We start from the raw sequence: 13,201 nt of genomic DNA, 5'->3' as shown, positions 1-13,201 counted from the left end.
CGGTGTCGGTCCACACCGGAGTGATCGAAGAATGCGATCGAACGTTAACGGTGTGACGGAATTGTCACCTCGGCATCAGGTGGTCGAAAAATAGCCGACCGCAATCTTCTTTTTTCGTCAGGAATGACCATGTGCTGGTCAGGCAATGATCAAGAGACAGATCATGGACAACTTAATGACCAATAGGCCGAACGGGGTCCCGCCGAGCCCTCGGATGGGCTACGAATTACGCCATACGAGTGCTCGGACACAGGGAGGGAAACGCCGATGACCGGATCCGAGCTGGAGTACGACATCTGCCTGTCCTTCGCGACGGAGCAGCGTGCCTACGTGGACGAGGTGGCGCGGCTGTTGCGGGCCGAGGACGTCCGGGTGTTCTACGACAGCTTCGAGACGGTACCGCTGTGGGGAGCCGACCTCACCGAGTACTTCGAGCGGATCTACCGGCAGCGGTCGCGCTACTGCGTGCTGTTCCTTTCCGCCGATTACGTGGCCAAAGCGTGGACCAATCTCGAGCGGCGCGCCGCGCTCGCGCGTGCGTTCGCCGACGGTGGCGATTACCTGCTGCCGGTCCGCTGCGACGACACCTCCGTCCCCGGCGTGCTGGAGACGCTCGGCTACGTCGACGCCCGCCGGACCGCCCCCGGTCAGTTGCTGGAGCTCATCCTCGGCAAGCTGCGAGCCGCTTCTCGGGGTGCGGCTCGCAGCTCCAGCGCGACCGTGCTCGCCGTGCGTCCGGAGGGGGACACGGCGGGCCGGTCCGGCGGCACCCCGACCGAGTTGCGCGCGGTGGTGGACACGGCACTCGCGCACGCCCGGATCTCCCCGGCCGAGATATGGGAGGCCGGCTGGGGCGACTGCGTGCTGACCTCGCTGCCTGCCGGCACCGCGAACGCCACGACCGTGCTCACCACCCTGGTTCCGGCCGTGCTGTCCGCCTTCGAGGGCGGGGCCGGGCGCGTGCGGGTCGGGGTGGACAGGGCAAAGCTGTCCCCGGACGGGTTCGTGCCGCTCGAGGAGGAGCTGGACGGCCTGTTGCGGCTGATGACCTCCACCGCGGTGGGCGAGGTGTTGACCACGGCGGCGCGGGCCGATGGCGTGGTGGTGGCGTCGGAGCAGGTGTTCGACGAGGCCGTCCGGTGCGGCTCCGCGGAGATCGTCCCCTCGGCATGGCGGAAGGTGCCCGGCGAGGTGTCCGCCTGGGTGCACGTGCCCGGCTACCCGAGACCGCCGGTGACGCCGGAACCGGAGGACGGGGGTCCGCGGCCGGCGGAGCCCGGGACGCCCTCGGCCGCCTTCTACGGCGACACTGTGATCGGTCAGGTCGGCAACGGCACCGTGCACATGCGGGACCGGCAGTGAGTGAAGGGGAGGAGGAACCCGAGCCGGCCGGTGAGCAGGAATCGGACCCTGGCCCGGCGGGTGGCGAATCGGCCGGGGCCGGCGCCGAAGCGAGCGAACCGGCCCCTGGCGGGTCGACCACGCAGCGGGCCGACTCCGCCGCGCAAGCCGTGCAGGAGCAGGCGGTGACCGAGGAGCGCGCCCGCGAATGGTCGGTGGCAAGCGAGCGGATGTCGGCGGCCATGCAGTCCCTGCTCGGGCAGGGGTACGACCGCGCGGCGGCGAACGTCTTCCTGGGACCGGCAACCATCGGCACGGTCGGCACCAGCCACGCGGCCCCGGTGGAGGCGGGCGCTGCCCGCAGCGGGCCCGTACCGCGCGAGGTGCTGGACCGCATCGGCGCCTCCTTTGTCCCGCCGGAGCGGTACGAGGCGGTGCGCTCCGGGATCCGGCGCAACCAGATGCTTTTCCTCCGCGCGCAGCGCGGCTCGGGGCGCACCACGGCCGCGCTGCGCGCCCTGGACGGGGAGTGCAGGCAGGGTGTGCGCAAGCTCGACCCGGAGACCGACCTGAGTGCGCTGAACGCGAAGGACCTGGAACCCAACCACGGGTACCTGCTGGAGTCGCTGGCACCGCAGCACGCCTCGAAGCTGAGCACGTTCCACACCGAGCGAATCGTGCGGCTGCTGAACGAGTGCGGTTGCCGCCTGGTGGTCGTCCTCGACCCGAGTTCCTTCCTGCGCACCGAGGAAATCCAGCACCTCGTGGTGGACGGCCTCGGCACGGTGCCGGCGCGGGAGGTGCTGCGGCGGCACCTGTGCTGGAGTCCGCATGGCTCGCCCGATGAGGCGGACCGGCTGCTGGACCGGCCGGACGTCGCCGAGCTGGTGGGCGAGCTGCGGCCGGACACTCCCCGGCGGGACCTGGCCAGCCTCGCGACGCTGCTGGTGGAGGTGGGCGCCGGGCGGCTGGCGCTCGCCGAGGTGCGGCAACGGTACTCGCGGCTGGACGACTCCAGCTTCGCCGCCTGGTTCGCCGAGCAGTCCGAGCTGGACCAGCGCGCGTTCGTCATCGCGCTCGCCGTCTTCAACGGTGAGCCGGTGCATCTGGTCGCCGACGCGGCGCACCGGCTCGCCGACCGGTTCCGGCGGATCGAGCACCCGCGCCCCTCCGACCGGGCAAGGCCGCTGTTCGACACCACCTTCGACCAGCGGCTGGACCGGGCACGGGCCGAGTACGCCGAGGTCATCCAGGACACCGTGGACGGCGAGCTGGCCGTCCGGATCGTGCGGTTCCGGGACGACGCCTTCCCGCGCAGGGTGCTGGAGCACGTATGCGGCCAGTACGACCAGGCATACGATCTGATCCGCACCTGGCTGTACGACCTCGGCACGGAGTGGCACGAGCACGTCCGCCTGCGTGCCGGGATGGCGGTCGGACTGCTGAGCCTGCAGCACTTCGAGATGATGCTCGGCGAGCTGATCATGCCCTGGGCGGCGGACGGGGACGAGAAGGCCCGGTGGGCGGCGGTGTCCGCGTTGCAGATACCCCTGCAGGACCCGAACCTCACCCTCGTCGTCACTCCCAAGCTCAAACACTGGCTCCGCCACCGGACGTCGAACCCACTACGAGTGACCGCGGCGCACGCGCTGGGCACCAGCACCGCACTGAGTCCGGCCACGGTGTTGCGGGACCTCGGGCGGGCGGCGAAGCAGGCCGACTGGGACCTGGAAGTGCAGATCGCCCGCAGCGTGGCGGAGATCGTCCGCCGGGACGAGGCGACCGACGCCGCGTTCGCCACCCTCCTGCGGTGGATCGGGGACGGCGACTTCCCGGCCCGTCGCGAGACCGGGGTACTCGCCGTACTGATCATCTCCACCCACCTGCGGGCACGGGTGGACGGCTGCGCCACGAAGTGGCCGGTCTTCGTGTGGATGCACGAGTACCGCCCGGAGCACCGGGAGAAGATGATCGGACTCGTTCGCGAGCTGCTGAACGCGCCCCGATTCGTCCGGCGCGGATACGCGGAGATCCTCCGTTGGCTGCGGGCCGCGCGCAAGGAGGAAACGATGCGGCTCCCACTCGCGCGCCTGCTGGCCGCCATCGCCGAGGCAGGGGACGGCGGGTCGTTGCGGTTCTACCTGAACTACTGGCTCGGTGAGCGCGGCTCACCGAAATCCTCGATCAAGGTCGTGCTCGAGCATTTCGAGCGGGGAGGGGTATGACGTGACGGACCCGGAAGACGTGCCACTCCTGCGACGCGAGACACCGACCCGTTCCGAGCTGCGCAAGCGCAACCCGGTGTCCGACGACCGCAGCGCCGTCGTCTATCTCGACCAGCGCGGTGAGTTCAACCTGGCCACGAGCCGGCTGACCGCGGGTGAGATCTGGCTCGACACCCCGCAGGCGATGTACACAGTGGACATCGCACCGCGCAGGTGCGAGTTCGAGCTGAGGCTGCCGTCCGGGGAGGAAGCGTTCTTCTTCACGGCCAGGGCGCAGGTGCGCTGGAAGGTCATAGACCCGGTGCTCGCGGTGGCGCGCAATGTGGCGAACGTGCCGGAGATGCTGCGGCCGTTCCTGGAGACCCGGCTGCGGGAGACCACCCGCCGCTTCGGCGCGGAGAGCGGCGCCGCGGCGGAGAGGGAGATCGGCCGGGCGTACGGGGAACGGACGATCCCGGTGGACGACGGCGTCGCGATCACCCGTTGCGTGATCACCCTCGCGCTGGACAGCGGGACGGAGAAGCATATCGCCGCGCGCACCCACGCGGGACGGCAGCAGGAGCGCAGGGAACTCGCGCACACCAACAAGATCCAGCACCTCCGGCTGACCGAGGTGGAGAGTACCCACCAGGGCAGGCTGGACGAGCTGAACGCCGAACACGAGCGCAGGCTGGCCGAACTGCAGCAGCAGCACGAGCTCAGGCTCCAGCAGGAACGGATGAAGGTCTACGCCGACGCGCTCCGCGCGGACGACCTGAACCTGCTGGCGCTCCGGCTCGCCGGGCACCACGAGGACGTCGACGGTGTGCTCCGGCTGATCATGGAACAGCGGAATGTCGAGGTCGAGAACGCGAAGGCCGTCTTGCACACCTTGCTGGACAGCAACCTGGTGAATCGGAGCGACGTGCACGGGATCATGACCAGGGCCAGCGGGGTGGTGTCCGAGCAGCTTCGGGGCCGCACCGCGCTCGGGATCGGTGCCGCCGACGGGCGGGAACGATCACCCCAGCTCGTCGGCGGCACCGCCGAGAACGCCTCCGACCAGGACGAGGATGAGGACGAGGACGAGGACGACATATGACCGGGCACCTCGCCCGGGAAGCGGCGCTGGCGCAGGTGAACCCGCTGACCGAGTTCCCGTTGCTGGGCTTCGCGGTCGAACTCCTCGACGGGCTGCTGGCCGATCTCGGCCTGCCCTTCTGGTTCCGGTCCTTCGTCGAGCTGGTCGCGCTGGGCGTGCTCGGGTACCACCTGATCGGGCTGGTGCTGTGCGGGCTGATACCCCGGCTCGGCCGGCTGCTCGCCGAGCCGGGGCGGCGGCTGGTCGACCTGCTGCGCACGTTGCTCCTGCTGCCGGAACTCGCCCTGAGCAGGGCGCTGCGAGCACGGCATCGGCGACCACCGGGCGCGGTCTACTTCTACGGCGCGCTGGTGCTGGGCCTGGGAGATGGGCTGCACCACCTGGTACGCGTGGTGCTGGCCGGGGCGAGGGCACTGGCCACGGCGCCCCGCGTGCTGCTGCTCATCCTGCTGGTCGGGATGTTCCTGTGGTGGAACGACGGAAGCTGCGTCGGCGCGAATCCGTCACCGTGCGTTTCGCCGGTGCAACAGTGGACCTCCGCGGTAACCCGGTCGGCCGAAACAAAATGATCATTCGACCGGAACGATTCGACATTCGGTGGAAGATCACCGTTGTGCTGGAGCGGCGGATATCGCTGCGGCCATGGTGTCCTACACTAAGGGCGCCCATTTCGGTCGGAGCGGAGGGCGCGATGACGCTTTCGTCGAGCCAGCTGATGAACGAGTTCCGAGCGTTGCGTCGGGGTCGTGGCCTGCATACCCCCGGTTTGGACCGCCTGGTCGGTCCCGCGCTACGGGAACTGTGCGGTATCGGCGAGGACGACGGCGCCGAGGTGGCCAGGGAACGCATCCGGAACTGGGTGCTCGGCGAGATCGAGAACTTTCCGGAGGACCTGCGTACCGCCACGGCGACCGCGCTGGGATTGAATCTCGAAGCGCAGCAGCCCTTTCTCGGCGAACGCGTGCGGTGGCTCGCGCGCGGGGCCAGCCGCGACGCACGCACCATACGCAGGCGGATGGAGGCCGGGCTCACCAGGCTGGTCGAGGCCGCCGACCGCCGCCCGGCGCGGGACGGCGCGGGCAAACAGGGCGACGCGTGGCATGTTCGGCGGTTTTCCGCGGTGCTGCGCATGGACGGCCCCACCCCGGTGTGTACCGAGCGCAGGGAGATCGTGGCCGCCCGGGACGGGATCGAGTGGATTCCCTGGTCGATCAGCCTCCCGCGCGGCACCGAAGGGATGCCAGCCGACCTCGATGTGCGGGTGGCCCACGGGGCGGTACTTTCCAGTACGGAGCGTCCCTCCGCACGCCGTTTCCTGATGGGGCTCCAGTTGCCCGAACGGCTCGACGCGGGGCAGACGCACACGTTCTCGCTCGAGGTCCGCATACCCCAGGGCCAGGTGATGCGGCCGACGTACGTGTTCTGGCCGGAACGCCGGTGCGAGCGTTTCGACCTGGTGATCCGGTTCGGCTTGCGGCAGCCTCCGGAAACGGTATGGCGGCTGTCCGATGTGTTTCACCGGGACGCGGACGACTGCGAGCCCGGCTCCGACCTGCTTACGGTGAACGGGGTTGGCGAGGTCGCAGCCTCGTTCACCGAGCCCCGCCCGGGCCGGGGTTACGGCATCCAGTGGCGGCCGTAACCCCGCGCCCTTCGATGGTCAGCCCAACACGGTGAGGAGAACGGTAAGCAGCTCGATGATGGCGTGGGGTTCCATGGCGTTCCCTTTCGTCGATTCGTATTGTTTCGCTTTCCAGGGGCGGCTTGAATAAGCGCGTGCCGGCCGCGCGCGAATGGTTTAACCGCAACGACCCGCTCACGCGGACCTTTCGGCCCGCGATCGCCGAATCGTCCTGAACAACCTTTACCGTCGATTTCTACCGACAGCTTCAGGTTAGATTTGAGCCTCTTTTTGAGGGAATGGGTTTCCTGTTTCCTTGTCGAACGGGAAACCCGGAAACGCCAGGTTTCCGGGTACGCGCGGTTGGTGGCGCGGGGCGGTGGGTCAGCCGGTCTCGGCGCGACGCAAGGCGGTGAGCAGCAGGGCGTGCCCGCTACCCGCGTGCGGGAGTTGCCCGTTGCGGACCAGGGACAGCGCGCCGGGGAAGGCGAGCCTGCGTACCCGCAGGTCGGACTCGCCGCGATCGGGTGCCGGCGTCCCCGTGGTCAGGCCGGTGGCCAGGAACAGGTGGTCGACGTGATTGCTCATCGAGTCGGCGCCATGCACGATGCCGAGCTTGTGCCAGTTGCCGGCGCGCAGGCCGGTCTCCTCGGCGAGCTCGCGCCGCGCGGCGGCGGCCGGATCGGCGTCCTCGGCGTCGATGACCCCGCCGGGAAGCCGCCATTCCGTGCCGCCGTGGGTGTAGATCCACTGCCTGGTGAGTACCACGCTGTCGTCCTGGTGCAGGGCCAGCACCGTCACCGAGCCGGGGGTGACGACGTGCGAGTAGACATCCCGCGCCCCGTCCGGGCGAATCACCAGGTCACTGCGTACGTCGAACCACGGGGTGGAATGCACGACTTCGCTTTCCAGCAGCTGCCACGCCATGACAACTCCGACCCGCTCGTTCATGCACCCGAACCCCATACGAACATACAACCATCCGGCGGTGGAGGTAGGGATCGCCGAAAGCTGGACAGATGCTGGACAGACGGATCCACTCCGGGATCGGGCCGCGATACTGGGGCGCCGGCGCAGGGCCTTTCGCCGAGCATGCTGACCGGGCTCGTGCATGACGGCAAGGGACACCTCGGCACGGTCGATGATGGGGAGAAGGCGGCGAACCCGCCGCCCGCGACGATGGCCGGGCCGCTATCCGGCGAACCCGGAGACCGTGGCCGCCTTACCGCGATGTTCGAGCGCCACCGGTTGTTCGGCCACGGTAGCCGGGGACCTTGGCCGGCTGTCGCAGGCGCTGCTGCGCTCCGCCCGGCCCGCGGTCGCCGCGGTCCGGCAGGAGCCCGGCGCGATCCTGCTCGGCGGGAGCCCGAGTGCCGCCGCGTTGACGGCCTTTCGATTGAATTTAGCCTAACCTGATCTCTTGGAGGGTGCGATGGGTGAGGAAGTCGCGCGGGTTCGGCGAACGTGCCTGCTGAGGCCGCTGGCGGCAGCCGGGATCCGCGGCGCGGGCCACCTACCCGGGCAATACTTTCGATCTCACTCGTTCGGCGGCTTGTCAGGTGTCGACGTCCTCCTATTCTGAGTTCGTTCGAGATACCTCCAGCGGGAGTAAGGGAGGCAGGTGGCGTGGTCCTGCGACCACGAAACAAAAGATCAAAAACCTCCGAGGTGGCGGACGAGGCCGACTCCGCCATCGCATCGGGTCATGTGACGCGGCAAGGCGGCCGCAGCTGGACGCTTTCCGCGGAACGGCGAGTTGACTACGATGTCGCCCTCGTCGATCGGATTTTTGACCTTGCCAATCCCACCCTGGCCAGTTCTGTCGTTGCCGGACGGTCGGACAAAGCTCGCCGTTTCGTTGTTCTCGACCGAAACATCGATTACTTGTACGGCCAGTCCATGCGTGCTTACTTCGCGCATTACGAAGTTGCGTGCGAATATCTCTCCCTCGAGGTCTCCGAGCAGCGCAAGACGATGGAATCCGTCATGCGGATCGTCCATGCGCTCGACAGGTTCGGTATCGAGCGCCACGATCCGATCGTCGCAATCGGCGGCGGTGTACTGCTGGATATCGCGGGCCTGGCGGCGAGCTTGTACCGGCGGGCAACGCCACACATCCGGATACCCACTACTCTGGTCGGTCTGGTCGACGCGGGCATCGGGGTGAAAACGGGGGTCAACCACGACCAGCACAAGAACTGCCTCGGCAGCTACCACCCGCCGCGTTCGGTACTGGTCGACCGCACCTTCCTGGCCACTCTGGACCGGCGACAGCTGAGCAACGGCTTGGCCGAGATACTCAAGCTCGCGATCGTTTCCGACCGCCCCCTCTTCGACCTGCTCGAGAGGCATGGCCGCCTGCTGCTCGACGAACGGCTACAGGGCCGCCAGGGCGAAACTGGTGACCTGGTGGCCCTCGAAGTGCTCGAACGGGCAATTTCCGGGATGCTGGGGGAGCTGTCCGGAAACCTGTGGGAGACAAGCCTGGAGCGGCTCGTTGACTTCGGCCATTCGATCAGCCCGCTGATCGAGATGCTCACCCTGCCCGAACTGCTTCACGGCGAAGCGGTCGCCCTCGACATGGCGCTTTTCGTCATAGTGTCACACCAGCGCGAAATGATCAGCTCGACCAACAGAGACCGCGTGCTGCGGCTGATCAGGGAACTCGAGCTGCCGTTGGTCCACCCCGTGCTCCGCGACGTCTCCGTGCTGCGTCGGGCGCTCGCGGAGACCACTCGCCACCGGGCAGGGCTGGCTCGACTTCCGATACCGCTCGAAATAGGCTCCGTTTGTTTCGTGAACGACGTCTCCGAGGACGAACTGCTGATCGCCGCCAAGGAACTCCGGGAGCTGGGGGGCTACGATGCGTAGCCCACTCATCGTCGGTGACATCGGTTCGGCCTCCGTGGTACACGGCGTCCACGGCACCACCGGTGTGTCGGGCTGGAAGTGCTTCACCCGCCGGACCGGGCTCTCCGGCGACTGGGAAGCGGTGGAATGGGCCAGCCTTCCGCCAGGGGGACTGAGCGGCGAGCACGTCCACACGCGCACCGAAGAGCTGTACTTCATCATCTCCGGCCATGGCCGGATGCTGCTCGACGGCAGGCCGCACGACGTGCGTGCCGGGGACGTGATCCTGACCGGACTCGGCACCAGGCACGGTCTGCGGAACGTGGGCTCGGAGGAACTGCGCTGGCTGGTCATCGAGATCTCCGCCCCCGCGACGGCCGCCGTCCTTCGTGGAGCGACCACATGACCAACGCCACCGTCCACCCGCTGCGCGAGCCCGGCGACATCGACCCGACGACGGTGCTCACCGGCCCACTGCGCCGTATCCGGCGAGTGCGGCTGAACCCGGGCGAACGGGTGACGCTCACCGCGGACGGGTTCGAGTTCACCCTGTTCGTCCTGTCCGGTGGCGGTACCGGTAACCCTGGCACGGCCGCCTTCACGCTGCGCCACGGTGTTTCGGTGACCGCGCCGCTGCGCGCCGAACTGCATCTGGTGGCCGGGGACGAGGGGTTGGAGTACTTCCTCGCCGAGCTGACCGTCCGCGAGGAGTCATGATCGTCACCACGGTCGCGGACCCGACCCGCACGCAGACCGGCACCGAGACCCGCTGCCTGGCACGCCGCGGCATGCTGTACAGCGAATGTGAAGCGTTCGACCAGCTGAGACTCGAGCCGGGGAGCGAGCTCGGGCTGCGCGGGCGGGAAGGCACCGAATCCGCCTGGTTCGTACTCGGCGGCGGTGGCATCGCGCACGGCGCGTCCGTACGGGAGCTGTGCCGCGGCGACCTCGTGCTCGCGCCCGCGGGCGCACTGGTCACGCTCGAGGCCGGTGGCAGCGGTCTCGAACTGCTCTGGCTCGCCGTCCTGCCGGAGGCGGTGACCCGTGCCCTCCCCGCACGGAAGCCCGCCGTCTCATGACCGCGGGCGACTGGCCGAGCGGTACCATGCGAGCGCTGCCCCTCGACGGTCCGGGCCACGTGATCCGGACCAGGTTGCCGATCCCGGACCACGAGCCCGGCACAGTGCTGGTCCGGCCGGCCTATGTCGGCCTGTGCGGCACCGATCTCGAACTCTTCCACGGCACCGCCGCCTACCTGAACGACGGCCGGACCGCCTACCCGCACGTGTTCGGGCACGAGTGGTGGGGCGAGGTGGTCGCCGGCGACGGTGGTTTCACCCCCGGGGACGCGGTGGTGGGTCACACCATGATCCCGTGCGGCCGTTGCCCCGATTGCCAGCGCGGCCGGCGATCGGTGTGCCGGAACCTGGTTGAGACGGGGTTGTACGGGCAGCAGGGAGCGGCGGCCGACTTCATCCGCCTGCCCGCGCACGCGCTGACCCGGTTGCCCGAGGGCACCGAGGCCCCGTGGGCGGTGCTCGTCGAACCCGCGGTGACCGTGGTGGAGTCCCTGGAGCGAACCGGATGTGGGCCGTTCGACCGGGTCGCGGTCCTCGGCACCGGGTCCATCGGACTGCTCACGGTCCAACTTGCCCGCCACTACGGCGCGGAGGTCGAGGCGATCGGCGTCGACCCGGCAGGGCTGGAGCTCGCCACTCACTTCGGTGCCACCGCCGCGTATCGACCCGAGGACGCTCCCGGTCGGGCGTACTCGCTCGTCGTGGAGGCATCCGGCGCGTCCAGCGCGTTCCGGCGCTCGCTGGACCTGGTCGAGCCCGGTGGCCGGATCGCGGTCGTCGGCGTGGCCACCGATCCGCTGGACGGCCTGGTCCCCGGACGGTTCGTGCTCAGCGGTTTCGACGTTTACGGTATCCGCCATGGTCTGGACCACTACGGCCGGACGGTCGAGCTGTTCGCCACCGGCGTGCTCGACGGCGCGGCACTGGTCGCCGCCGTGGTGCCCGCCGCAGACGTCGAGCAGGCGTTCAAGCTCCTGGAATGTGGCCGTACGGGGCGGCCCAAGGTGATCCTCGAGATGGGCGGTTAGTTCATGGTCCGATTCTTCCCCGGTGTGTACCGGATGGACGGACACCGCCCGCTGGTGGAAGGGGAACTGGCGGTGGGCGGATATCCCGGCGACACCGGGGTGGAGTCGGCGGCCGTCGTACTCACCGGATCCGTGGACTGGCGCGGGGAGACCCTGCGTCCAGGGGACGGCGTGTACAGCCCGGGCGGCGGCGACCTGCCGGAGCCGACCAACGCCCGCCTCCTCCTGCTTCATGGGACGAGGCCGAACCACGATGCCGAGGCGACCCGGTGGCGATTCGTTCCGGCCGAGGACGGAACTCCCACGGATCTGGACGGGATCACCGACATGGACGTACGCTGGCTGATCACCGCCGCCACCGCCGGAAGCGCCGAGCTGGTCGTCGCCACCTCCACCTTCGCCCCGAGCGGCCGGCACGAACGGCATCGACATCCGCGCGCGGCCGAGTTCTACCTGGTCGTCGACGGCAGCGGCACGCATCTCGACCAGGAAGGGGAGATCCACCTCGACACCGGCGACCTGGTCTACATCCCGGCCGGGCGCTGGCATGGTTACCGGACCGATCCCGGCGTCCGGACCCGAGCGATCTATGGCTACCTCGGCGCCGGAAGCCTCGACGCGGCAGGCTACGAGCTCGAACGTGAAGGAGTGCTCGGGTGGGCAGAGCCCTAGTGACCGGTGCCAGCTCGGGCATCGGCGCGGCGACCGCGTTACTGCTCGCGCGGCGCGGATTCGAACTGGGGCTTGGTTACCGCGGCGACGCCGACGGCGCGAAACGAGTCGCGACCGCCGTCGAGGCCGAGGGCCGCCGGGCCGTGACGTTCCAGCTCGACCACACCGAACCGGAAGCGGCCGCGGCCGCGGTCGACCACGCCGCGGAACGGCTCGGCGGGCTGGACGCGTTCGTGAACAACGCTGGCATCAACCACCGCGCGGCCTTCCTGGACGAGACGCTCGCCGATTGGCGGCACATGCTGGCCGTGGACCTGACCGGCCCGTTCGCCTGCGCGCAGGCCGCCGCGCGGCGCATGGCCGCACAGGGCGGGGGCGGGCGGATCGTCAACGTCAGCTCGGTGCACGACGAGATCCCGATCTGGGGCGGCTCCTCCTACTGCGCGGCCAAAGGCGGCCTCACGATGTTGACCAAGGTGATGGCACTGGAGCTGGCGCAGCACGGGATCACCGTCAACGCGGTCAGCCCGGGTGAAACGGCGACTCCGATGAACGGCGTGCCCGCCGGAACCGACGCGGCCGACCTGCGCCGGCCGTCGATCCCGGTCGGGCGTCCCGGCCGGGCACGGGAGGTCGCGGCGCTGATCGCGTACCTGCTCGAGCCGGATGCCGCCTATCTCACCGGCCAGTCCCTGACGATCGACGGCGGCCTGACACTGATGAGCGCCATCCCCAACCAGAAGGACGGAGGCGGTTCGCAATGACCGGGCTTCCGGGAGCCAGGGCGGTACACCACGTCGCCTACACCGTCCCGGATCTCGACCAGGCGGTCGACTTCTTCGTGAACGTGATCGGCGGGGAGCTGGTGTACCGGCTCGGGCCGGTCGAGGACCCCGGCGGCGACTGGATGTCCCGCAAGCTCGGCGTCGCGGCCGACGCGTCGGCGCACATCGCGATGGTGCGGCTGGGTCCGGTGACGAACCTGGAACTCTTCGAGTACTCCGCGCCGGGTCAGAGCCGGTCGTTGCCCCGCAACGAGGACTGGGGCGGGCACCATCTCGCGATCCATGTCGACGATGTGGACAAGGCCGTCGAGTACCTCCGGGAACAGCCTGGTGTCACTGTTCTCGACGTTCCAGAAACCATTGTGGATGGACCGATCGCGGGTAACCGCTGGGTCTACTTCACCACTCCGTGGGGTATGAGCATGGAGCTGATCAACCTCCCGTTCGGTGTGCCGTATGAGCGCGAGACCTCCGCCCGGGTGTACACCCCCACCCAACCATGGCGGAATCGTGAGTAGG

At 69.0% G+C, this 13,201-nt stretch carries 14 protein-coding genes; 13 read left to right on the top strand and 1 reads right to left on the bottom strand.

The window, feature by feature from the left end:
- Positions 1 to 267 precede the first annotated feature (267 nt).
- The 5 genes from FB471_RS12605 to FB471_RS12585 all read left to right on the top strand — a co-directional run bounded on the left by FB471_RS12605 (position 268) and on the right by FB471_RS12585 (position 6,289).
- Positions 268 to 1,362 (top strand): TIR domain-containing protein, encoded by a 1,095-nt coding sequence (locus tag FB471_RS12605; protein ID WP_141998054.1) that lies wholly within the window; start codon positions 268 to 270, stop codon positions 1,360 to 1,362.
- Positions 1,359 to 3,566, top strand: coding sequence for a DEAD/DEAH box helicase family protein (locus tag FB471_RS12600; protein WP_141998052.1), 2,208 nt, complete (start codon positions 1,359 to 1,361; stop codon positions 3,564 to 3,566). The genes FB471_RS12605 and FB471_RS12600 overlap by 4 nt, the downstream gene beginning before the upstream one ends.
- 1 nt (position 3,567) lies before the next feature.
- Entirely contained in the window at positions 3,568 to 4,647 is a 1,080-nt protein-coding gene (locus tag FB471_RS12595; RefSeq protein WP_141998050.1) for a hypothetical protein, read from the top strand.
- Positions 4,644 to 5,216 carry a hypothetical protein gene (locus FB471_RS12590; protein WP_141998048.1) on the top strand — a complete coding sequence of 191 codons (573 nt, stop codon included), beginning with the start codon at positions 4,644 to 4,646 and terminating at the stop codon, positions 5,214 to 5,216. Before FB471_RS12595 ends, FB471_RS12590 begins: the two co-directional genes overlap by 4 nt.
- Before the next feature lie 122 nt (positions 5,217 to 5,338).
- The gene (locus tag FB471_RS12585) at positions 5,339 to 6,289 is read left to right on the top strand and encodes a hypothetical protein (protein ID WP_141998046.1); all 951 of its coding nucleotides are present in this window, start codon (positions 5,339 to 5,341) and stop codon (positions 6,287 to 6,289) included.
- A 363-nt stretch (positions 6,290 to 6,652) separates the two neighbouring features.
- Here the strand turns inward: FB471_RS12585 and FB471_RS12580 are convergent, their stop codons facing one another.
- Complete coding sequence (locus tag FB471_RS12580) at positions 6,653 to 7,195, bottom strand: NUDIX domain-containing protein (RefSeq protein WP_246076374.1); 543 nt, start codon at positions 7,193 to 7,195, stop codon at positions 6,653 to 6,655.
- Positions 7,196 to 7,936: 741 nt separating this feature from the next.
- Here FB471_RS12580 and FB471_RS12575 point away from each other — a divergent pair.
- Genes FB471_RS12575 through FB471_RS12540 form a run of 8 tightly spaced genes read left to right on the top strand, consistent with a single transcriptional unit; the run spans position 7,937 to position 13,200 of the window.
- Positions 7,937 to 9,139 carry a sedoheptulose 7-phosphate cyclase gene (locus tag FB471_RS12575; protein ID WP_246076373.1) on the top strand — a complete coding sequence of 401 codons (1,203 nt, stop codon included), beginning with the start codon at positions 7,937 to 7,939 and terminating at the stop codon, positions 9,137 to 9,139.
- The gene (locus tag FB471_RS12570) at positions 9,132 to 9,524 is read left to right on the top strand and encodes a cupin domain-containing protein (RefSeq protein WP_141998042.1); all 393 of its coding nucleotides are present in this window, start codon (positions 9,132 to 9,134) and stop codon (positions 9,522 to 9,524) included. The genes FB471_RS12575 and FB471_RS12570 overlap by 8 nt, the downstream gene beginning before the upstream one ends.
- Positions 9,521 to 9,835 carry a hypothetical protein gene (locus tag FB471_RS12565; protein WP_141998040.1) on the top strand — a complete coding sequence of 105 codons (315 nt, stop codon included), beginning with the start codon at positions 9,521 to 9,523 and terminating at the stop codon, positions 9,833 to 9,835. Before FB471_RS12570 ends, FB471_RS12565 begins: the two co-directional genes overlap by 4 nt.
- Positions 9,832 to 10,197, top strand: coding sequence for a cupin domain-containing protein (locus FB471_RS12560; protein WP_141998038.1), 366 nt, complete (start codon positions 9,832 to 9,834; stop codon positions 10,195 to 10,197). The genes FB471_RS12565 and FB471_RS12560 overlap by 4 nt, the downstream gene beginning before the upstream one ends.
- Positions 10,198 to 10,223: 26 nt before the next feature.
- Entirely contained in the window at positions 10,224 to 11,225 is a 1,002-nt protein-coding gene (locus FB471_RS12555) for a zinc-dependent alcohol dehydrogenase (protein ID WP_141998036.1), read from the top strand.
- Between the two features lie 3 nt (positions 11,226 to 11,228).
- Positions 11,229 to 11,897, top strand: a complete 669-nt coding sequence (locus FB471_RS12550; protein WP_141998034.1) for a cupin domain-containing protein — start codon at positions 11,229 to 11,231, stop codon at positions 11,895 to 11,897.
- Positions 11,882 to 12,661 (top strand): SDR family oxidoreductase, encoded by a 780-nt coding sequence (locus tag FB471_RS12545; protein ID WP_141998032.1) that lies wholly within the window; start codon positions 11,882 to 11,884, stop codon positions 12,659 to 12,661. Before FB471_RS12550 ends, FB471_RS12545 begins: the two co-directional genes overlap by 16 nt.
- Complete coding sequence (locus FB471_RS12540; RefSeq protein WP_141998030.1) at positions 12,658 to 13,200, top strand: VOC family protein; 543 nt, start codon at positions 12,658 to 12,660, stop codon at positions 13,198 to 13,200. The genes FB471_RS12545 and FB471_RS12540 overlap by 4 nt, the downstream gene beginning before the upstream one ends.
- Position 13,201 lies beyond the last annotated feature (1 nt).

This window comes from Amycolatopsis cihanbeyliensis, assembly GCF_006715045.1.
GTDB classification, from domain to species: domain Bacteria; phylum Actinomycetota; class Actinomycetes; order Mycobacteriales; family Pseudonocardiaceae; genus Amycolatopsis; species Amycolatopsis cihanbeyliensis.
The sequence above is the reverse complement of the archived record's forward strand: the minus strand, read 5'-3'. Positions and strand labels throughout refer to the sequence as shown.

Excerpts from the sequence above, each read along its gene's own strand:
- FB471_RS12605 (WP_141998054.1), top strand. The coding sequence starts at position 268 with ATGACCGGATCCGAGCTGGAGTACGACATCTGCCTGTCCTTCGCGACG.
- FB471_RS12590 (WP_141998048.1), top strand. The coding sequence starts at position 4,644 with ATGACCGGGCACCTCGCCCGGGAAGCGGCGCTGGCGCAGGTGAACCCG.
- FB471_RS12585 (WP_141998046.1), top strand. The coding sequence starts at position 5,339 with ATGACGCTTTCGTCGAGCCAGCTGATGAACGAGTTCCGAGCGTTGCGT.
- FB471_RS12580 (WP_246076374.1), bottom strand. The coding sequence starts at position 7,195 with ATGGCGTGGCAGCTGCTGGAAAGCGAAGTCGTGCATTCCACCCCGTGG.
- FB471_RS12570 (WP_141998042.1), top strand. The coding sequence starts at position 9,132 with ATGCGTAGCCCACTCATCGTCGGTGACATCGGTTCGGCCTCCGTGGTA.
- FB471_RS12565 (WP_141998040.1), top strand. The coding sequence starts at position 9,521 with ATGACCAACGCCACCGTCCACCCGCTGCGCGAGCCCGGCGACATCGAC.
- FB471_RS12560 (WP_141998038.1), top strand. The coding sequence starts at position 9,832 with ATGATCGTCACCACGGTCGCGGACCCGACCCGCACGCAGACCGGCACC.
- FB471_RS12555 (WP_141998036.1), top strand. The coding sequence starts at position 10,224 with ATGCGAGCGCTGCCCCTCGACGGTCCGGGCCACGTGATCCGGACCAGG.
- FB471_RS12550 (WP_141998034.1), top strand. The coding sequence starts at position 11,229 with ATGGTCCGATTCTTCCCCGGTGTGTACCGGATGGACGGACACCGCCCG.
- FB471_RS12540 (WP_141998030.1), top strand. The coding sequence starts at position 12,658 with ATGACCGGGCTTCCGGGAGCCAGGGCGGTACACCACGTCGCCTACACC.